Annotated in this window: 16 protein-coding genes; 4 read left to right on the top strand and 12 right to left on the bottom strand. The window is 63.8% G+C overall.

Features of this window, described 5'->3' with window-relative positions; all coding sequences use genetic code 11:
- Window positions 1–10 precede the first annotated feature (10 nt).
- Both AC0L17_RS06105 and gyrB read right to left on the bottom strand, forming a co-directional pair.
- Window positions 11–928, bottom strand: a complete 918-nt coding sequence (locus tag AC0L17_RS06105) for a hypothetical protein (protein ID WP_287329539.1) — start codon at window positions 926–928, stop codon at window positions 11–13.
- Window positions 929–1173: 245 nt separating this feature from the next.
- The gene (gyrB, locus tag AC0L17_RS06100) at window positions 1174–3645 is read right to left on the bottom strand and encodes a DNA topoisomerase (ATP-hydrolyzing) subunit B (protein WP_473515150.1); all 2472 of its coding nucleotides are present in this window, start codon (window positions 3643–3645) and stop codon (window positions 1174–1176) included.
- Window positions 3646–3991: 346 nt separating this feature from the next.
- Between gyrB and AC0L17_RS06095 the strand changes: the two genes are divergently transcribed.
- Complete coding sequence (locus tag AC0L17_RS06095) at window positions 3992–5362, top strand: cytochrome P450 (RefSeq protein WP_473515149.1); 1371 nt, start codon at window positions 3992–3994, stop codon at window positions 5360–5362.
- 13 nt (window positions 5363–5375) lie between these two features.
- Here AC0L17_RS06095 and AC0L17_RS06090 read toward each other — a convergent pair whose 3' ends face one another.
- From AC0L17_RS06090 to AC0L17_RS06060, 7 genes are all read right to left on the bottom strand, one after another.
- Entirely contained in the window at window positions 5376–6350 is a 975-nt protein-coding gene (locus tag AC0L17_RS06090) for a complex I NDUFA9 subunit family protein (RefSeq protein WP_473515148.1), read from the bottom strand.
- Window positions 6351–6467: 117 nt separating this feature from the next.
- Window positions 6468–6920 (bottom strand): DoxX family protein, encoded by a 453-nt coding sequence (locus tag AC0L17_RS06085; RefSeq protein WP_473515146.1) that lies wholly within the window; start codon window positions 6918–6920, stop codon window positions 6468–6470.
- Between the two features lie 218 nt (window positions 6921–7138).
- Window positions 7139–8140, bottom strand: coding sequence for an Ldh family oxidoreductase (locus tag AC0L17_RS06080; protein WP_473515145.1), 1002 nt, complete (start codon window positions 8138–8140; stop codon window positions 7139–7141).
- A 125-nt stretch (window positions 8141–8265) separates the two neighbouring features.
- Window positions 8266–9075 carry an ABC transporter permease gene (locus AC0L17_RS06075; protein WP_023796783.1) on the bottom strand — a complete coding sequence of 270 codons (810 nt, stop codon included), beginning with the start codon at window positions 9073–9075 and terminating at the stop codon, window positions 8266–8268.
- Window positions 9075–9746 carry an ABC transporter permease gene (locus AC0L17_RS06070; protein WP_473515143.1) on the bottom strand — a complete coding sequence of 224 codons (672 nt, stop codon included), beginning with the start codon at window positions 9744–9746 and terminating at the stop codon, window positions 9075–9077. Before AC0L17_RS06070 ends, AC0L17_RS06075 begins: the two co-directional genes overlap by 1 nt.
- Window positions 9747–9951: 205 nt before the next feature.
- On the bottom strand, window positions 9952–10746 hold the full coding sequence (locus tag AC0L17_RS06065) for a transporter substrate-binding domain-containing protein (RefSeq protein WP_473515141.1): 795 nt from the start codon (window positions 10744–10746) through the stop codon (window positions 9952–9954).
- Window positions 10747–10795: 49 nt separating this feature from the next.
- On the bottom strand, window positions 10796–11608 hold the full coding sequence (locus AC0L17_RS06060; protein ID WP_473495454.1) for an ABC transporter ATP-binding protein: 813 nt from the start codon (window positions 11606–11608) through the stop codon (window positions 10796–10798).
- Window positions 11609–11826: 218 nt separating this feature from the next.
- Here AC0L17_RS06060 and AC0L17_RS06055 point away from each other — a divergent pair, with 218 nt between their 5' ends.
- The 3 genes from AC0L17_RS06055 to AC0L17_RS06045 all read left to right on the top strand — a co-directional run bounded on the left by AC0L17_RS06055 (window position 11827) and on the right by AC0L17_RS06045 (window position 15125).
- Window positions 11827–12675: a dimethylarginine dimethylaminohydrolase family protein gene (locus AC0L17_RS06055; RefSeq protein ID WP_473515203.1), complete on the top strand. Its 849-nt coding sequence runs from the start codon at window positions 11827–11829 to the stop codon at window positions 12673–12675.
- The gene (locus tag AC0L17_RS06050) at window positions 12672–14252 is read left to right on the top strand and encodes a 5-guanidino-2-oxopentanoate decarboxylase (RefSeq protein ID WP_473515140.1); all 1581 of its coding nucleotides are present in this window, start codon (window positions 12672–12674) and stop codon (window positions 14250–14252) included. The genes AC0L17_RS06055 and AC0L17_RS06050 overlap by 4 nt, the downstream gene beginning before the upstream one ends.
- A gap of 165 nt (window positions 14253–14417) precedes the next feature.
- Window positions 14418–15125 carry an SDR family NAD(P)-dependent oxidoreductase gene (locus tag AC0L17_RS06045; protein WP_091592748.1) on the top strand — a complete coding sequence of 236 codons (708 nt, stop codon included), beginning with the start codon at window positions 14418–14420 and terminating at the stop codon, window positions 15123–15125.
- Window positions 15126–15264: 139 nt separating this feature from the next.
- On the opposite strand, the gene rpsA is transcribed toward AC0L17_RS06045, so the two are convergent.
- From rpsA to aroA, 3 genes are all read right to left on the bottom strand, one after another.
- Entirely contained in the window at window positions 15265–16962 is a 1698-nt protein-coding gene (rpsA, locus tag AC0L17_RS06040; RefSeq protein ID WP_027151507.1) for a 30S ribosomal protein S1, read from the bottom strand.
- Between the two features lie 203 nt (window positions 16963–17165).
- Complete coding sequence (gene cmk / locus AC0L17_RS06035; RefSeq protein WP_473515139.1) at window positions 17166–17816, bottom strand: (d)CMP kinase; 651 nt, start codon at window positions 17814–17816, stop codon at window positions 17166–17168.
- Window positions 17817–18106: 290 nt separating this feature from the next.
- A complete protein-coding gene (gene aroA, locus AC0L17_RS06030) occupies window positions 18107–19465 on the bottom strand; it encodes a 3-phosphoshikimate 1-carboxyvinyltransferase (protein WP_473515138.1) in 1359 nt (452 codons plus the stop codon).
- Window positions 19466–19548 lie beyond the last annotated feature (83 nt).

Raw genomic sequence — 19548 nt, 5'->3', positions numbered from 1 at the left:
CAAGCACCGATCAACGGTCGGTCAGGAAGACCGCCTCCTCGTCGTCGCGCTGCCTGCCCCCAAGTGCTGCCGCGGCGCTTGCGATGAAAGCGCCGACGACCAGGGACAGAGCGCCAAGCAGCGCGAAGGTGGCACCGGCTTTCCTGGCGGTATCGGCAGCCTGCTGGGCTTGGACCTTCGCCTCTTCGACCCTGGCAAGCACGGCATCGACACGGGCCCTGGCATCGGGTTCCGACAGCCCGGTGCGGGCGGCTACCAACTGCGACAGATAGGTCTTGTCGTCGGCTGACACTTCCCCTGCTGCTGCGCTCGCGATCAAGATGCGCGAGGCCTGCGCCGTCGCCGCCGCGTCGCTCTCCGGGTTGGCGGCAGCAAGCCTGGCCGCATCGGCCGGGCGGAACAACGCATCGACGAAGTACGACGTTGCGTTGTCGGTCGCGGCGCCTCCGGCGTTTGCGGTAGCACCTGCCGAAGCGCCCATTGCCGCGCCCGACGCGACTGTCGAAGCGGCGTGGACGCCGGTTCCGACAGCTGCGGAGAGCGCCGAGCCGAGCACACCGGCGACAAGCAACGTTGCAAGCGCCCAGGCGAGGAAGCCGTGTGCGGTATCGCGGAAAAAGACCTCATCGGTGTGGACGCCGACCCATTTGGTGCGTAGGCGCCCGGCAAGATAACCGCCTACGGCCGACGACAGCCACTGCACGATGATCAGCCACGCAGCCGTGGAGGCCGCGAAAGTTGTGACTGAGGTGCTCAAGCCGGACCACGGCGAAACCATCGTCAGCCCGAGCCCGGAGCCGAGCAGCATCAGGATCAATGTTAGCGTCGAGGCAGCAAAGGCGCCGGCCACGATTGGCCCCCAGCTGACAGCGGTAGAAGAGGATTCCGTCGGTGCGGAAACGTCTACAGCCGTTAGGGTTGACTGCATGTCAGCCCCCTAACGTGCGAAAAGCATGATGAGAATAATGATCGGAATCGGGACTCCGAGAAGCCAGAGCAAAATGCCACGTCCCATGAGTGCCTCCTGCGGCGATTGTGATCGATTACAATGCCTTGGATGCTCTTCCGTTCCGACCGGCCCTCATGATCCTTTGTTGCGACGCAGCAGGGATCGTTGGTGGGCCTGGGCCTACCAATACCTTAAGTGTCCGAAGCTGAGCAGCTGCTTGGGCTTTAAATATCCAGGTTGGCGACCGACAGCGCGTTTTCTTGGATGAACTCGCGCCTGGGCTCGACTTCGTCGCCCATCAGCCGCGAGAACAGACTGTCCGCATCGGTGGCGTCATTGACCTTGACTTGTAAAAGCGAGCGCACATTCGGGTCGAGCGTGGTCTCCCAGAGCTGCTCGGCGTTCATTTCGCCGAGGCCCTTGTACCGCTGCATGGTCAGGCCCTTGCGGCCGGTGGCAAACACGGCATTGAGCAGCGCCAGCGGTCCCGAGATGGTTTCGGATACATCCTTGCGGCGCAGCACCGGCGGCTCGCCATAGACCTCTGCGAGGCGCGGCGCATAGCGGTCGAGTTGGCGGGCGTCGGCCGAATTGATCAGCGCCAGATCGAGATGCGCGAACTCCTTGACGCTGCGCACCGTGCGCTCGAACACATAGCCGCCGACCCCTTCGTTTGAGGTCGACATGCGGCCGGTCCAGCCGCGTTCGGTGTCCTCGGCGATGATGTCGAGGCGCCGGGCGACACGCTCGGCCATAGCGTTGGCCCGGCCGAGATCGACGAAGACGTCCGGATTGAGCGCGCCGGCGATCGCCGCCTGCTCGACCACGCCTCTGTTATAGCGGGTGTGCAGCCCGTTGATGAGCTGGCGCACTGCCAGCGCATCGTCGATGGCGCTGCGCAGGTCCTGCCCGGCCCGCACCTCGCCGGTGCTGAGCGCAAGCGACGCCTCTTCCAGTCCTGAGCCGATCAGGAATTCCTCGAAGGCGCTTTCGTCCTTGATGTATTGCGAGCTCTTGCCGCGCGTCACTTTGTAGAGCGGCGGCTGGGCGATGTAGAGATGCCCGCGCTCGATCAGCTCCGGCATCTGCCGGAAGAAGAAGGTCAGCAGCAAGGTGCGGATGTGGGCGCCGTCGACGTCGGCGTCGGTCATCAGGATGATCTTGTGGTAGCGCAATTTGTCTGCGTTGAACTCGTCCTTGCCGATCGAGGTGCCGAGCGCGGTGATCAGCGTGCCGATCATGTCGGAGCCGAGCATACGGTCGAATCGGGCCCGCTCGACGTTGAGGATCTTGCCGCGCAGCGGAAGAATGGCCTGGTTCTGGCGCGAACGGCCGCCCTTGGCCGAGCCGCCGGCGCTGTCGCCCTCGACGATGAAGATTTCGGACTTCGCCGGGTCGCGTTCCTGGCAGTCGGCCAGCTTGCCCGGCAGCGAAGTGACGCCGAGCGAGCTCTTGCGGGTGATGTCGCGCGCCTTGCGCGCGGCTTCGCGCGCCGCTGCCGCCTGGATGACCTTCTCGATGACCACCTTGCCCTCGGTCGGGTGCTCTTCGAGCCAGGTGCCGAGCGCCTCGTTGACGAGCCCTTCCACCACCGGACGCACTTCGGACGAGACCAGCTTGTCCTTGGTCTGCGAGGAGAATTTCGGGTCGGGAACCTTGACCGACAGCACGGCCGTCAGTCCTTCGCGGCAATCGTCGCCGATCAGCGCCACCTTCTCCTTTTTGGTGAGGCCCGTGGATTCGCCATAGCCGGTAATCTGGCGCGTCAGCGCGCCGCGGAAACCGGCAAGATGCGTTCCGCCGTCGCGCTGCGGAATGTTGTTGGTGAAGGCCAGCACGTTCTCGTGGTAGCTGTCGTTCCACCACATGGCGACTTCGACGGTGATACCGTCGCGCTCGGCCTTGATAGCAATCGGCTTGTCGATCAGCGGCTTCTTGACGCGGTCGAGATATCTGACGAACTCCTCGAGCCCGCCATCATAATGCAGCTCATGGCGCACGACGTCGGCATGACGGGCATCGGTCAAAATGATGCGCACGCCGGAATTCAGGAAGGCGAGTTCGCGCAGCCGGTGCTCCAGCGTGCCGAAGTCGAACTCGACCATGGTGAAGGTCTCGGTCGACGGAAAGAAGGTGATCTCGCTGCCGCTGCGCCCCTCATAGGTGCCGGCAACCTTGCGCTGCTCATAGCTGCCGGTGACCCTCAGCGGTCCGTCGGCATTGCCATGCGAGAAGCTCATCTCGTAGATCTGGCCGTTGCGGCGGATTTTCAGCTTCAGCCAGGCCGACAGCGCGTTGACGACCGAGACGCCGACGCCGTGGAGGCCACCGGACACCTTGTAGGAGTTCTGGTCGAACTTGCCGCCGGCATGCAGCTGCGTCATGATCACTTCGGCCGCCGAAATACCTTCGCCGGTGTGGATATCGGTCGGAATGCCGCGGCCATTGTCGATGACCGTCACCGAACCGTCGGGATTGAGCGTCACCGTGACGAGGTCGGCATGGCCGGCCAGCGCCTCGTCGATAGCGTTGTCGACGACCTCATAGATCATGTGATGCAGGCCCGAGCCGTCGTCGGTATCGCCGATATACATGCCGGGCCGCTTGCGGACGGCGTCCAAGCCCTTCAAAACCTTGATGGAATCGGCGCCGTACTCGGCCTCAGCGCCGTTGGCGTTGTCGATCTGATCGCTCATGAAAACCTGTCTGATTGATGCCGCACATCCAGCGCAAAAAATCGGCTCCGAATCGCGCGTCCTTGATGGCCCAGATATAGGTGCAAAAGGCGGTTTTTCCAAGGTTTGCAAGCATTTCCGAATGGAAGAAGAGCACGCCTGGCGGGCCACGGCATCGGACCCAAAAGTGGAACCGGTTTTGGGAACAGAGCGGCCGCACAAAAGCGGGCCGACCTGTTCCCGACGATCATCTACTCTCCGGTGCCCCGGTGACATTTCCGGAGAGCGGGCGCTTCGCCCTTGCCGTTCAGCAACATGGACGCTTGGCTTGCCAGCCACTACATTGAGTTCACCAGCGGAGCACGCCATGGACAGTCAGCCCGCCCCCTTTGTCCCGCCGGCGCCGAAGCCGCGCACGTCGCCGCCTTCGACGCTGGAGATGATCCGCATCGTCTATCGCAATCCGCTCGAACTGTGGGGCGAGCCGACTTATAACGAACCCTGGATTTCGGTGACCGGCATCGGCGGGCCGCTGGTCATCGCCAACGACCCCGGCCTCATTCGCCACGTGCTGGTCGACAACGCCAAAAACTACAAGATGGCGACGGTGCGCCAGATGATCCTGCGGCCGATCCTGCGCGACGGCCTGCTGACCGCTGAGGGTGAGGTCTGGAGGCGTTCACGCAAGGCGATGGCGCCGGTGTTCACGCCGCGCCACATCTTCGGCTTTGCCGAGCCGATGCTGAGGCGTACGCGGGAGTTCGTCACTCGCTACGAGGGCGGCGGCACGTCGGACATCGCCCACGACATGACGCTGCTTACCTTTGACATCCTGGCCGAGACACTGTTTTCCGGTGAGATATCGGGTGAGCCGGGCAGCTTCGCCAAGGAGATCGACCGGCTGTTCGAAACCATGGGCCGCGTCGATCCGCTCGACCTGTTGCGGGCGCCAGACTGGCTGCCGCGCCTGACCCGCATCCGCGGCCGCAAAACCATGGCCTATTTCCGCAAGATCGTCACCGACACCGTCAAGATGCGCGAAGAGCGGCTCAAGCGCGATCCGGACAAGGTGCCGCAGGATTTCCTCACGCTTTTGCTCAAGGCGGAGGGACCGGACGGGCTGACGCGCGCCGAGGTCGAGGACAACATCATCACCTTCATCGGCGCCGGTCACGAGACCACGGCGCGTGCGCTCGGCTGGACGCTCTATTGCCTGGCCGAAGCGCCTTGGGAGCGCGAAAAGGTCGAGCGCGAGATCGACGCCGTGCTGGCGCGCGAGCCCGACCCGACAAAGTGGCTCGACGCCATGCCGTTCACCCGCGCCGCCTTCGACGAGGCGCTCAGGCTCTATCCGCCGGCGCCGTCGATCAACCGCGAGCCGATCGAGCCCGAAACCTGGAACGGCCTCTACATACCGAGGCGTGCCGCGGTGCTGGTCATGCCCTGGGTCGTCCACCGCCATCGCAAGCTGTGGGACAGGCCCGACGCCTTCATGCCAGAACGTTTCCATCCGGGAAATCGCGAGAAGATCGACCGTTTTCAGTATTTGCCGTTCGGCGCCGGTCCTCGCGTCTGCATCGGCGCCAGCTTTGCCATGCAGGAGGCGATCATTGCTCTGGCGATCATGCTGTCGCGCTTCCGCTTCGATACCACCGCCGAAACCAAACCGTGGCCGGTGCAGAAACTGACGACGCAACCGCAGGGCGGCCTGCCGATGCAGGTCACGCGCCGCCTTTGAGCCGCCTGATTGGCTATTCCGCCGTCTTGCGCTGGAACTGGCCGGCGGGCCGGTAGCGCCAGAGATAGCTCGGCAGGATGCTGCCGATCGACTGTGGCTGGATATCGAGACCGGCGAGCGTCCGGTTTTCCCTGATGGCCGCTTCCGAGACGATGTTGTCCCCGCGCAGCTGCAGGACCTGATCCTTGGTCAGCAGCGGATTGGGCAAAAGCCCGAGGATCGATGCCTGCATGTTCGCCACCCACCACGGCACCGACACCAGCAACCGCTTGCGGTCGATCATGGCAAGCATTTCCTGCATGCATTGCTTGAAGGTGAGCACCTGAGGTCCGCCAAGCTCGTAGATCCGGCCACCCTGGACTTTGCCGTCGACCGAGCGCGCCACCGCTTCGGCGACATCGCCGACATAGACCGGCTGGAATTTGGTCCGCCCGCCGCCGATCAGTGGCAGGACCGGCGAATAGCGCGCCATGCTGGCGAAGCGGTTGAAGAAGCTGTCCTCGGGGCCGAAATTGATCGAGGGCCGCAAGATGACCGCATCCTCGATCGTCTCCAGGACCGCTTTTTCACCGAGCGCCTTGGTGCGCGCATACTCGGATTGCGCGTTCAGATCGGTGCCGAGCGCCGAGATATGGGTGAGCCCGGCGCCGACGGCGTGCGCCGCTTCGGCGACCGCGCGTGCGCCGAACTCGTGGACGGGCGTGAATTTCTGCCGGCCGCTCTCATGCAGGATGGCTACCAAATTGACGACATGGTCGGCGCCCTGCACGGCGCGGTCGACCGACCAGCGCACGCGAATATTGGCCTGCACCGGCTGGATCTGGCCGACATTGCCGAGCGGCTGCAGATGGCCGGCGAGATCGGGCCGGCGGCAGGCGACCCTGATGCGATAGCCACGCCGGGCCAGCGCCCGCACCACATGGCGGCCGACAAAGCCGGAGCCGCCGAACACGACGACGAGCTTTGGGGTCTGCAGGATTTCGGTCATGGCTGGCTCCGGCGCGCTTTCCAGATTTACTGGGCTTGGCTGAAGCCGTTCATAATCCGTTTCGCGCCGAAGGCAAAGGGCGATCCTTTGTCGCCGTTTGCCGCGGTGTCGGCTGGTTCAGAACGCCCTGCCGATGCGCGCGTCGACCGATTGGCGGTTGCCGCCGCGGATGACGAAAAAGAACAGTATCGCCGCCCACAGCAGCGATTTTTCGGCACCCGAAAAGCCCTCGCCCAGGGTGACCCAGTGGAACCAGACGGTGACCAGGAGCACGAACATTCCGGCGAAGGCGGCCGGGCGGGTCAAGAGACCGATGGCGATGAAAATGCCGCCGAAGAACTCGGTGCAGGCCAGCAGCACCGACCAGAACGCGCCAGGATAGAAGCCGAGGCCTTCGACCATCGCGGCGGCGCCAAGCGGGTCGATGATCTTGCCAGAGCCATGGATGGTGAGGAAGATGCCGGCCACGGCGCGCAGGATGGTTTCAGAGGTGGTGTTCAGCGCAGCATAGAGGCTGCCAAGGGCCGGAACGACAAGATTGGTGCTGGGATTGTGGGTGCTTGCGGCCATTAGGGTTCCTCTTTTGCTGCTCCGCGCAAACAGCTGCCACCCCAGTCAAAGTCAAATGAACAAAAGTTGACCGGGAAATGCATGTTACGAGTCAGTTGCGGAGAGCCCGGAAAACCCGGCCGACGCGAGGGTTTCCGGCTGTTTCCGAAACGTGGCTCGACGAGGCAGACTGGGCGTAACGGCAAGTACGCCCGCTGTCGACTATCCGAAGGCCGCCTTCAGGAAGAATACCGGGCGGCGAATTCGGAGATGCGCTGCACCACGGCTTTCGAAGCCGTTATGCCCCGTGCCGCTGCCTTCTCCGCCGCTTCGGCCCGGGCACGGCCGGGGACATGCACGCCGTAGCGGCGGCGCAACCGGTCGAGTTGATCTTTCATGCGCTTCTCGAAATTTGGATCGAGCAGCTTGGGCTCGACGGCCAGCACGAAGAGGCCGGTTCCGGGACTGTCCGGTCCGTCGGTGAACCATGGCGCATCGAGTGACCAGTTGGCGCCCGACAGGCCCGCCGCCAGCACTTCGACCATCAGCGCGATGTTGGCGCCACGCTGGCCGCCGAATGCAAGCATCGCGCCTTTCATGGCGGCGGCGGGATCGGTGGTCGGGTTGCCGCTCGCGTCCAGTGCCCAGCCTTCTGGAATTCTCTTGCCGTCGTCAGCCGCCTTGCGGATGTTGACAAAGGCGGTGGCGCTCGACGACTGGTCGATCACCAGCGGCGCACCGTCGGCGGCGGGCGCAGCGAAGGACATCGGGTTGGTGCAATAGACCGGCTTGACCGAGCCGGAGCCGGCAAGCACGGCCGGTCCATTGGTCGCGGCGAAGGACACCAGCCCCTGCGCGGCCAGCCGTCCTGTGAAATAGCCGAGCGCGCCGCATGTATAGGCGTTCTTCTGAGAAAAGATGGCAACGCCGAACAGGCGCGCCGCCTTGGCGAGATCGTCGATGGTGCGGTCGAAGCCGGTATGCGCCAGACCGCCGCGCGCGTCGGAGAGATAGATCGCCAAAGCCGGCCTGGTGACGACCGGCTCGGCCTTGCCATCGATGCGGCCGGCCTCCAGCGCTTCGAGATAGTCGATGAAATGCGACAGTCCGACCGTCGACAGACCTTCTGCCTCGGCCGCCACGACGGAGGCTGCAAGCGACTGCGCCGCTTCCTCATTGGCGCCGGCGCCGAGCGCCGCCATCCGGCACAGCCCTGTCGCCTGGTCGAGACTGAGTTGCATCGTAGCGATCCTAGGGGAGTAGGGGAGTAAGGGAATAGGGGAATAGTGAGCAGTGAATGCGAATAGGATGGAAATGTGTATGTGACTAGTGGCTGACCCTACTCCCCTACTCCCCTACTCCCCTATCAGCCAATCTTGTTCGGGATCCGCGCCTCGATCTTGCCGAGGGCGAAGACCAGGATGCCGGTGATCGCCATATAGATCAACGCCAGGAGCAGCAAGGGTTCATAGGTGAGGAAAGTGCTCTGCCGCACCTTTGACGAGACGGCGAATATGTCGATCACGCTGATGGTCGCCACCAGCGGCGTCGATTTCAGTTGCAGCACGGTTTCGCCGGTCAGCGTCGGCAGCGCCCGGTAGAAGGCTTGTGGCAGCCAGATCCGCCGCAGGATCTTCCAGCGGCTCATGCCGAAGGCGCGCGCCGCTTCCAACTGTCCTTTCGGCACGCCGGCGAAGGCACCCCGCATGACTTCCCCCTCGTACCCGGCGAAGGACAAGGTCAGCGCCAGGACGCCATAGGGCCATGCTTGCCTGAGATACGGCCACATCCAGGACTCGCGTACCCATGGGTACTGTGGAAACAGCGAGCCGAGCCCATAGTAGAGCAGCCAGAGCTGAAGCAGCAGTGGCGTTCCCCTGATGACGGTGCAGAAGGCCTTTGCAGGCGCCGCGAGCCAGAACGGGCCGGCAGCCTGCGCCAATCCGAGCGGCACGGCGAGCAGGAAGCCCAGTGTGCAGGTGACGGCGAGGATCCAGAGCGTGCGCCAGAGGCCGACAAGCGCCATTTCGTAATATTGCGGCAGCCAGTCCCAGCGCATGAAAAAAGCGGCCGCGAAAACCAGCGCCAGTCCAGTCACAATCAGCACGATGCGGTGCGGCTGCAACCACAGCGACGCGCGGGCGGCTACGTTGACGATGGTTGTTTCGACAGCCATCAACGCGCCTCCTTGAGCGAGGGCATGCCGCGCCGAGCCCAGACCTCGATGCGGCCGATGATCAGATTGGAGACCAGCGTCAACAGAAGATAGATTACGCCCGCGGCGAGGAAGAAGGTAAGATAGGCTTTGGTTACGCCCGCCGCTTGCCGCGTCGCCAATGTCAGTTCGAAGAAGCCGACGACCGCCAGCAGGGCGGTGTCCTTGGTGGCGATCAGCCAGAGATTGGCAAGGCCGGGTATGGCGAAAGGCAGCATCGCCGGCAGCGTGATGCGTCGCAGCAGCAGGCCGGGAGACATGCCATAGGCGCGCGCGGCTTCGATCTGTCCCTGCGGAATGGCAAGGATCGCGCCGCGCATCACTTCTGTCGAATAAGCGCCCTGGACGAAGCCGAGCACGGCAATGCCGGCCACCAGCCCGCTGATATCGATGCGCTGATATCCCATTGCCGTCAGCAACTGGTTGATCAGATCGGTGCCGGCATAATAGAGCAGCAGGATCAGCACCAGCTCCGGCACGGCGCGGACGATCGTCGTATAGACCGCCAGCAGATCGCGCACCACGGGCCCGCCATAGAGCTTGCCATACGCACCGCAAATGCCAATGACGAGGCCGAGACCGAACGCACCGGCAGCGATCTCGACCGAGTGGAGCAGTCCGACTAGAAGCATTCCGCCCCAGCCGGGTGGCGTCGGCGAAAGCAGTTCGATGATGCGGGCCACAGAGGCCGGAAGAAATGCGTCGATCAGCGTCGCCCCGAATTGCTGGCACCAAAACCGTCGGCAATGCCGTCAGCGGAAAGCTTGCGTGGGTGGATTTCGACGAAGCCACACGGCGCGCTGTCCGCGCCGCATGGTTATTCGCTCAGGGATGCCGTCAATTCGCCTGCGGATCGTCGCCGTAGATGTCGAAATCGAAATATTTCTTGCTGATTTCGTCATATTTGCCGTTGGCCCGGATAGCCTTGATGCCGGCATTGATCTTCTCCTTCAACTCGGTATCTTCCTTGCGGACACCAGCGCCGATGCCGGGCCCGAGAACGGCCAAATCCGGCGCGACCATGCCCTTCAGGTCGCAGCATTGCTTGCCCTGATCCGATTTCAGGAATGCGTCGAGCGCGATGGAATCAGCCTGCACCGCATCGAGGCGACCGGCGGCAAGATCCTGATTGGCTTCGTCCTGCGTCTGGTATTCCTTGATTTCCGCTGCTTCGGTGAAGTGCTTCTTGACGTAGTCGGCATGCACGGTCGAAACCTGGACGCCGATGATCTTGCCCTTGAGATCTTCCGGTGTAGCGCCGAACTTCTGGTCCGTTGGACCGATGATGGCGGTCGGGGTGTTGTAATATTTGTCGGAGAAATCGATCGTCTTCTTGCGTTCGTCGGTGATCGTCATCGAACTGGCGATGACGTCGATCTTCTTGGTCGTCAGCGCCGGGATGATACCGTCCCAGGCGACGGGGGTGATGACGCAATCGAGTTTCTGCTCGGCGCAGACGGCGTCGATGAATTCGATCTCCCAGCCAACCCATTTGCCGGAAGCATCCGGCGAGGTGAACGGCGGATAGGGTTCGGCAGCGACGCCGATCTTGACCGGCTCGGCCTTTGCCATGCCCATCGCGGCGACGCCGAGCAGAAGTGCTGCGGCAAATGTTTTCAGAACGGTCTTCATGCCAAAAACTCCCAGTTTGTTGTTGTTCCCGTTTTTCGTCCGCCTCGGCTTAACCGATGTTGCGGATGAATTGCTTCAGCCTTTCGGATTTCGGCGCGCCAAAAATCTGCTCCGGCGGCCCTTCTTCCTCGACCAGTCCGTTGTAGAGATAGACGACATGTGTCGCGACCTCGCGAGCGAACTTCATCTCATGGGTGACCAGCACCATGGTGCGGCCTTCGCGTGCCAGGTCGCCGATCACCTTCAGCACCTCGCCGATCAGTTCCGGGTCGAGCGCCGAGGTCGGCTCGTCGAACAGCATGACGCGCGGATTGATGGCCAGCGCCCGGGCGATGGCCGCACGCTGCTGCTGGCCGCCTGACAGATAGGCCGGATAGACATCGCGCTTTTCGGCCAGGCCGACGCGGGCAAGCAGCTTTTCCGCATCGGCGATGGCCACATCGCGCTTGACGCCCAGAACATGCACCGGAACCTCGATGACGTTCTCGATGAGCGTCATGTGGCTCCACAGATTGAAATTCTGGAAGACCATGCCGAGCTTGGAGCGGATGCGCTCGATCTGCTTGCGGTCGGCGGGAACGGTGTGGCCGTGGCTGTCGGCCTTCATCCGGATCTCTTCGCCATTGACGCGAACGATGCCGCTGGTCGGGTTCTCCAGGCAATTGATGCAGCGCAGCAGCGTCGATTTGCCCGAGCCGCTGCCGCCGATGATGGCGATGACCTCACCGTCGCGCGCCGACAGCGAAACACCCTTCAGCACATGCAGTTCGCCGAATCTTTTATGCAGGTTCTCGACATGGATGGCTTCGGCAGCGTCGTTCTGCGCCGTGTGCTTCAGGGCGGGGGCCGTGCCTTGCGCTATCACCTTTGGGGTGCCTCACGAAGTGGCTGGACCCGTCGCTGCTGGAATTTTTTACCCATTACCATCACTGGACAGACTTCTCATTTTCAAGATGTACCGTTCCGCTTGCCTCCGTCAACCATGCTTTTTGGACCATTGATCACGGCTCGCTGAGTGGCTATTGGCTGGGATGGGCGTTTAAGGAGCACTTGTTGGCAAAAGAATACGGGTCGCAGTCCATGGCCGGGCCCCTGCAGCGCGTGCTGATGCGGTCCGCCGCAAGCGCTATGGCCCGCGCCAAAGCATCGGAATGGCACTATGGTGCGGGCTTCGATCCGCAAAAGGCCGCCGCCCAGCATGAGGCGCTGACGACGCTGGTTCTTGCGTCCGGCGCCGCGATCGAATGGCTGACCGACGCCGATGACGGGCTTGCCGATTCGGTCTTCACGCATGATCCATCGTTGATGACCGACCACGGCGCCATCATCCTCGCCATGGGCAAGGCGCTGCGCCGTGCCGAGCCCGGTCTGCACGAGGCGGCCTACAAGCGCATGGGCGTACCAATCCTCGGCCGCATCGAGCCTCCCGGACAGGTCGAGGGCGGTGATTGCGTCTGGGTGGATTCAGGGACCCTGGCCGTCGGCCGCGGTGTGCGCACCAACCAGGACGGCATCCAGCAACTCGCCAACCTGCTCACCCCCAAGGGTATCCAGGTCTATGGCTACGACCTGCCGCTCTGGCATGGCGAGGACGCCTGCCTGCATCTGATGTCGGTGATCAGTCCGCTCGACGACGATCTGGCGCTGGTCTATGCACCGCTTTTGCCGGCTGCCTTCTACCAGATGCTGCGGGCGCGAGGCATTCGCCTGGTCGAAGGCGACGCCGGGGAGTTCTTCGCCTCCAACGGCCTCAGCCTCAATGTGCTGCCGACCGCGCCGCGCGAGGTGATCGCCGTTGCCGGCTTCCCGAAGACGGCGGCGGCCATAACGGCCGCCGGCTGCAGGGTTTCAACCTTCGAGGCGGACGCACTGTGCATCGCCTGCGAGGGCGGGCCGACCTGCCTCACACGCCCGGTGCTCAGGCAATGACGACAGTCGGCGAAGCGCTCATCACTTTGCTCGAAGCCCATGATGTCGATACGGTCTTCGGCATTCCGGGTGTGCATACGGTCGAACTCTATCGCGGCCTGGCGCGCTCGAAGATTCGCCACGTCACCCCGCGTCATGAACAGGGCGCCGGGTTCATGGCCGACGGCTATGCGCGCGCCGGCGGCAGGCCCGGCATCGCCTTCGTCATCACCGGACCGGGGCTGACCAACACCATCACCGCCATGGGCCAGGCCCGTGCCGATTCGGTTCCGATGCTGGTGATCTCGGGCGTCAACGCCACGCCGACACTGGGCAAGGGCCTTGGCCATCTGCACGAACTGCCCGACCAGCGCGGCATGATGGAAAAGGTCGCGCTGTTTTCGCACCGTGTCACCGACGCCGACGAACTGCCGGGCGTTCTTGCCCGCGCCTTCGCCCTGTTTTCGTCGTCGCGTCCGGGCCCGGTGCACATCGAGATCCCGACCGATATCATGGTCAAGCCGGCCGGCGGCATCGCCGCTTTGCTGACGAATGTCGCGCCGCCCGAGCCGAATCCGGCTGATATAGCAGAGGCGGCAAAACTTTGCGCGGCTGCCCGCCGCCCGCTGGTCCTTGCCGGCGGCGGCGCCAAGAGAGCCGAAGCGCCGTTGCAGCGCCTTGCCGAAAGGCTGGGAGCGCCGGTTGTCCAGACGGCCAATGCCCGCGGCCTGCTGCACCGCCATCCGCTCGGCGTGCCGGCCAGCCCCAGTCTGAAGGCGGTGCGTGCATTGATGGCCGAGGCCGATCTGGTCATTGCCGCCGGCACCGAATTCGGCCCGACCGACTACGACGGATATAGCGACGGTGGCTTTGTCCTGCCGTCCAATCTGATCCGCATCGACATCGGCGCCGACCAGCTTGCCCGCCGGCCCGCCCGGATTTCGATCCATGCCGATTGCGGCGCAGCACTCGAGGCGCTGGTTGTCGAGATTGGTACGGACCAGCCGCCATCGGGCGACGGCCAGTCTCGCGCCGCTGCGACAAGGCAAGCAGCCTTTGCCGAAATGGCCCCGGCCCTCCAGGCGCAAACCCGCGCCGTCGAGATGATCCGCGATGCATTGCCGGGTTCGATCATCGTCGGCGATTCGACCCAGCCGGTCTATGCCGCCAACCTCTATTACGATCACGACCGTCCGGGCGGCTGGTTCAACGCCGCCACCGGCTTCGGCGCGCTGGGCTATGGTCCGCCGGCGGCGATCGGCGCAGCCCTTGCCGTGCCTGATGCGCCGGTCGTTTGTCTCACCGGCGACGGTGGTTTCCAGTTCACGCTGCCGGAACTGGGCGCCGCGCTCGACGCTGCGGCGCCGGTGATCTTCGTCGTCTGGAACAATCTCGGCTATCGCGAAATCGAAACCTCGATGCTCGATGTCGGCGTCGAGCCGGTCGGCGTCTCGCCGGCGCCGCCTGATTTCTGCAAGTTGGCCGAGGCCTATGGCATTGCCGCCGAGCGGCTCGCCGGCATCGGTCATCTGGCAGACGCACTCAAGCGCGGGCGGGCGACCGGACTGCCGTATGTCATCGAGATCACCATCGATTGAGTGCTGTGGCAGCGTCTGCCTGGGATGCGATCCGCGTCGGATGGCCGACGTTCTGACGCACACAAGCGGCGCTGCGTCATCAAGATTTCGGTTGAGTGATCGCGCGAAAGGCGCGACCTTCGGCGGCGGCGAGCAGCGGCATATGAGTGACAGGAGCGGTCGTAGATGACGGATACACTGGACGGCAGGCATGTTGTGGTGACCGGCGGCACCGGAGCGCTCGGTGGCGCGGTTGTCGGCAAACTGCTGGAGCAGGGCGCGATCTGCCATGTGCCGAACGCCCATGCCGCCGCGCCCGCGCATTTTCCCTTCCCGGCACATGAGCGTGTCAGGCTGGCGCACAATGTCGATCTCGCCGATCCCGCCAAGGTCGATGCGTTCTTCGCCAGTGTTACGGATTTGTGGGCATCCATCCATCTGGCCGGCGGCTTCACCGCCGCGCCGGTCGAGAAGATCGAGCCCGCGTCTTTTGCCGAAATGATGGACACCAACGCCCGCACCACCTTCCTGTGCTGCCGCGCGGCGATCCGCTCAATGCTGGAATCTTCCGTGTCGGGCCGCATCGTCAATATCACGGCGCGTGCCGGCCTCGACCTGCGGCGCGGTTCCGGCATGATCGCCTATGCCGCCAGCAAGGCAGCGGTCGCGGCAATGACGGTGGCGATGGCGGAAGAACTCAAGGGCAAGGGCATCCTGGTCAATGCGGTCGCGCCCTCGACCCTCGATACGCCGGCCAACCGGGCTGACATGCCGGCCGCCGATTTCGGCAAATGGGTCAGCCTCGAAGCGGCGGCGGAAGCGATCGCCTACCTCGCATCGCCGGCCAATCTGGCGATGAGCGGCACACTGGTGCCGCTTTACGGCAGGGCCTGATCTATCTCTTTGTTTGAGCGCGGATTTCCGGTTTGCCAAGTTTGGGGTTACGATGCTCTGACCATGGTCAAACAAAACCCCGCCGGATCGCTCCGGCGGGGTTTTTTAACAGGCCGCGCGAGGCGCGGCGTTAGTGGACCTAGCTACCCTGCTTCTTCAGCGCGGCGCCCAGGATGTCGCCCAGCGAAGCGCCGGAGTCGGTCGAGCCGTACTGGGCGACCGCTTCCTTCTCTTCGGCGATTTCCAGCGCCTTGATCGAGACCTGCAGCTTGCGGGTCTTCTTGTCGAAGGCGATGACGCGGGCATCGACCTTCTGGCCGACCGTGAAGCGCTCGGGGCGCTGCTCGTCGCGGTCACGGCTGAGGTCGGAGCGCTTGATGAAGGTCTCGATGCCGCTGTCGACCAGCCGCACTTCCAGACCGCCATCCTTGACGCCGGTAACCTCGCAGGTGACGACCGCGTTCTTGCGCAGTTCGCCTGAAGTCGCCGCCTCGCCGGCCGTATCCTTGGCCAGCTGCTTGATGCCGAGCGAGATGCGCTCCTTGTCGATGTCGACGTCGAGCACCTGCGCCTTGACGATGTCGCCGCGATTGTACTCCTCGATCACCTGCTCGCCCGGACGGGTCCAGTCGAGGTCGGAAAGATGGACCATGCCGTCGACATCGCCTTCGAGGCCGATGAACAGGCCGAACTCGGTCTTGTTCTTGACCTCGCCCTCGACCTGGCTGCCGACCGGATGGCTGCTGGCGAAAGCCTGCCACGGGTTCTCGAGCGTCTGCTTGAGGCCGAGCGAGATGCGGCGCTTGGCCGGATCGACCTCGAGCACCACCACGTCGACTTCCTGCGTCGTCGACAGGATCTTGCCGGGATGTACATTCTTCTTCGTCCACGACATTTCCGAAACGTGGATGAGACCCTCGATGCCCGGCTCCAGCTCGACGAACGCGCCGTAGTCGGTGATGTTGGTGACGGTGCCCTTGATCTTCTTGCCGATCGGGAATTTCGTTCCGATCTCGGACCACGGATCGCTCTCGAGCTGCTTCATGCCGAGCGAGATGCGGTGGGTTTCCTGGTTGATGCGGATGATCTGCACCTTGACCGTCTGGCCGATGTTGAGGATTTCGGTCGGATGGTTGACGCGGCGCCATGCCATATCGGTGACATGCAGCAGGCCGTCGATGCCGCCGAGGTCGACGAACGCACCATAGTCGGTGATGTTCTTGACGACGCCTTCGACCACCTGGCCCTCTTCGAGGTTCTGCACGATTTCCGAACGCTGTTCGGCGCGGCTCTCCTCGAGCACGGTGCGGCGCGACACCACGATGTTGCCGCGGCGGCGATCCATCTTGAGGATCTCGAAAGGCTGCGGATTGTGCATCAGCGGCGAGACGTCGCGGATCGGACGGATGTCGACCTGGCTGCGCGGCAGGAAGGCCACGGCGCCGTCGAGATCGACGGTGAAGCCGCCCTTGACCTGATTGAAGATGACGCCTTCGACGCGCTCGCCCTTGGTGAACTTCTCTTCGAGACGGACCCAGCTCTCTTCGCGGCGGGCCTTCTCACGCGAAAGCATCGCTTCGCCAAGCGCGTTCTCGATGCGCTCGACATAGACCTCGACCGTGTCGCCGACCTTAAGCGTCGAATCCTTGCCCTTGACGCCGAATTCCTTCAGCGGCACGCGACCTTCGACCTTGAGGCCGACGTCGATGATTGCCATGTCCTTTTCGATCGCAGTGATCGTGCCCTTGACGACTTGGCCTTCGCCGGAATGGCCGGCGGAAAAAGATTCTTCGAGCAGGCTCGCGAAATCATCGCGAGTGGGATTTGCAACTGACATAGTTTCTCCTGGAATGCCCCGCATCTCAAGCGGGGCGGGCGCCGTGGGTTAGCGTTGCGTTGGCCTGCCGGCGTTCCGGGCTTAAAAAGCCCTTGGCCGCCTAAGCGGCAATTCCGGCGCATGAAGAATGCTGGCAGGCTGGTTCGTGCCCGATATGGGTATCTTTTCGCCGCCGGCAATCGGCAACGGGACCAAAACCCGGCTCAGGCTTTGTTTCTCTTGGTCAGAACGTCGTCGATGATCGCCTTGGCCGCCAGGAACGCGGCTTCTATAGCCATTTCCGACGTATCGAGCAAGTGCGCGTCGGCGGCCGGCTTCAGCGGCGAGGAGGCTCTGCCCATGTCGCGCTCGTCGCGGCGCAGGATATCGGCGAGGATATCGTTGAAATCGGCGGTACCGCCGATGCTCTCGATCTCGGCCAGCCTGCGTTGTGCCCGCACCTCGGCGCTCGCCGTCACATAGAGTTTTATGTCGGCGTCGGGACAGACGACGGTGCCGATGTCGCGGCCGTCGAGCACGGCGCCCGGCGGCGTTTTGGCGAATTCGCGCTGCTTTTCAACCAGTATGCGCCGCACCGAAGGGAAAACAGCCACTTTCGAAGCCGCTTCGCCGACCGCATGCGCCGACAGCACCGTCCGATCGAGTTTTGCCAGGTCGACCTGGCGGGCAGCGGTCTCGGCGGCCGAGACATTGTCGAGCGGCAGGCCGAGCCGAAGCAGCGCGTGCGCCACCGCGCGATAGGTGAGGCCGGTGTCGAGCAGGTTCAGCCGGTAATGGTCGGCCAGTCGGCGGGCAAGGGTGCCTTTGCCCGCGCCTGCTGGGCCGTCGATGGCGATGGTGAAGGTTGGGGTCATTCGCCGCCCACCGTAACCGAAAATTGCAATGATCCAGACAGGCGTGGCGATCCTTCGCGCCCCCCTCTGTCCTGCCGGACATCTCCCCCACTTGGGGGGAGATCGGCCGTCATCGCGGCTTTCGCCAATTGTCTAAGTTGCAGGTGTCTAAGTTGCAGGGTTGAGCGGAGCGGCCAAGCCGCCAATCTCCCCCCTTGTGGGGGAGATGTCCGGCAGGACAGAGGGGGGCGCTGTCCCGCCGACGTTCCAATTTGGTCCCACGCTCCAAGGCTATTGATTGCCATCAACTGTCACTCGATCTCCGCCCCCAGCCCCTTCATAAGCCCCATGAATTCCGGAAAGCTGGTCGCGATCATCGCCTGGTCGTCGATGGTGACAGGCTTTTCCGTTGCCAGTCCCATGACGAGAAAGCTCATGGCAATGCGGTGGTCGAGATGGGTCTGGACGATGGTGCTCTTTCCGTTCGGATGTTGGCCAAGCCCCTTGCCGCCGGGTTTTCCACGCACGGCCAGTGTGGCCTCGCCTTCGGTACAGTCGACGCCGTTGAGCTTCAGCCCTTCGGCCACTGCCGACAGCCGATCAGATTCCTTCACCCGCAACTCTTCCAGCCCCTGCATCAGCGTCTCGCCCTCGGCAAAGCTCGCCGCGACAGCAAGCACCGGATATTCGTCGATCATCGTCGGCGCCCGTTCGGGCGGCACGGTGACGCCCTTCAGCTCGGAATAGCGTACCCGCAGATCGGCGACATCCTCGCCGCCTTCGTTGCGCGGGTCGAGAACGTCGATCCGGGCGCCCATTTCCTGTAGCGTCAACAAAAGACCGGTGCGGGTCGGGTTCATCAGCACGTTTTCGATTTTAATGTCCGAGCCCGGCACGATCAGCGCCGCCACCAGCGGGAAACCGGCCGATGACGGGTCGCCCGGCACAGCGATTGTCTGGCCGGTGAGCTTGCCCTGGCCCTCGATGAAGATGTGGCGCACGCCGCGCTCGTCGGTCTCGACCGACAGATTGGCGCCGAATCCCTGCAGCATCTTTTCGGTGTGGTCGCGCGTCATCACCGGCTCGATGACGGTGGTGATGCCGGGCGTGTTCAGCCCGGCGAGCAGCACCGCCGACTTCACCTGGGCCGAGGCCATCGGCACGCGGTAGGTGATCGGCGCGGCGTGTTTGGGGCCGCGCAGCGTGATCGGCATGCGGTCGCCGGGCGTCGCCTTCAGCACCTGCACGCCCATCTGGCGCAGCGGCTCGAGCACGCGGCCCATCGGCCGGCCGGACAGCGAGGCGTCGCCGATGAAGGTCGTCTCCATGTCGTAGGTCCCGACCAGGCCCATGGTGAGGCGCGAGCCGGTGCCGGCGTTGCCGAAATCGAGCGGGCCTTCCGGCTGCAGCAGTGCGCCGTTGCCGGTGCCGCGGATCACCCATTCAGCGCCGCGCTTCTCTATATGCGCGCCCATTGCCTTCATCGCGGCGCCCGTGCGCATCACGTCCTCGCCTTCCAGCAGGCCGGTGATGCGGGTTTCGCCGGAGGCGAGGCCGCCGAACATGAACGAGCGGTGCGAGATCGACTTGTCGCCGGGCACCCGTGCTGTGCCTGAAAGCGCTGGCGATTTGCGGGCGGTGGCCGGTTTCGGGGCGGCAGTATGCGACATGGGTTTTCCTTGGGTGAAAAACGCCGGTGGCCGGCCTTTTTCTTCTGGTTTGCGCGGTCTCGTATCACGGCGGACGGAAATGG

The sequence above is a fragment of the Mesorhizobium sp. WSM4829 genome (assembly GCF_055811475.1).
The sequence above is the reverse complement of the archived record's forward strand: the minus strand, read 5'-3'. Positions and strand labels throughout refer to the sequence as shown.

Excerpts from the sequence above, each read along its gene's own strand:
- AC0L17_RS06105 (WP_287329539.1), bottom strand. The coding sequence starts at position 928 with ATGCAGTCAACCCTAACGGCTGTAGACGTTTCCGCACCGACGGAATCC.
- gyrB (WP_473515150.1), bottom strand. The coding sequence starts at position 3,645 with ATGAGCGATCAGATCGACAACGCCAACGGCGCTGAGGCCGAGTACGGC.
- AC0L17_RS06095 (WP_473515149.1), top strand. The coding sequence starts at position 3,992 with ATGGACAGTCAGCCCGCCCCCTTTGTCCCGCCGGCGCCGAAGCCGCGC.
- AC0L17_RS06090 (WP_473515148.1), bottom strand. The coding sequence starts at position 6,350 with ATGACCGAAATCCTGCAGACCCCAAAGCTCGTCGTCGTGTTCGGCGGC.
- AC0L17_RS06085 (WP_473515146.1), bottom strand. The coding sequence starts at position 6,920 with ATGGCCGCAAGCACCCACAATCCCAGCACCAATCTTGTCGTTCCGGCC.
- AC0L17_RS06080 (WP_473515145.1), bottom strand. The coding sequence starts at position 8,140 with ATGCAACTCAGTCTCGACCAGGCGACAGGGCTGTGCCGGATGGCGGCG.
- AC0L17_RS06075 (WP_023796783.1), bottom strand. The coding sequence starts at position 9,075 with ATGGCTGTCGAAACAACCATCGTCAACGTAGCCGCCCGCGCGTCGCTG.
- AC0L17_RS06070 (WP_473515143.1), bottom strand. The coding sequence starts at position 9,746 with ATGCTTCTAGTCGGACTGCTCCACTCGGTCGAGATCGCTGCCGGTGCG.
- AC0L17_RS06065 (WP_473515141.1), bottom strand. The coding sequence starts at position 10,746 with ATGAAGACCGTTCTGAAAACATTTGCCGCAGCACTTCTGCTCGGCGTC.
- AC0L17_RS06055 (WP_473515203.1), top strand. The coding sequence starts at position 11,827 with ATGGCCGGGCCCCTGCAGCGCGTGCTGATGCGGTCCGCCGCAAGCGCT.
- AC0L17_RS06050 (WP_473515140.1), top strand. The coding sequence starts at position 12,672 with ATGACGACAGTCGGCGAAGCGCTCATCACTTTGCTCGAAGCCCATGAT.
- AC0L17_RS06045 (WP_091592748.1), top strand. The coding sequence starts at position 14,418 with ATGACGGATACACTGGACGGCAGGCATGTTGTGGTGACCGGCGGCACC.
- rpsA (WP_027151507.1), bottom strand. The coding sequence starts at position 16,962 with ATGTCAGTTGCAAATCCCACTCGCGATGATTTCGCGAGCCTGCTCGAA.
- cmk (WP_473515139.1), bottom strand. The coding sequence starts at position 17,816 with ATGACCCCAACCTTCACCATCGCCATCGACGGCCCAGCAGGCGCGGGC.
- aroA (WP_473515138.1), bottom strand. The coding sequence starts at position 19,465 with ATGTCGCATACTGCCGCCCCGAAACCGGCCACCGCCCGCAAATCGCCA.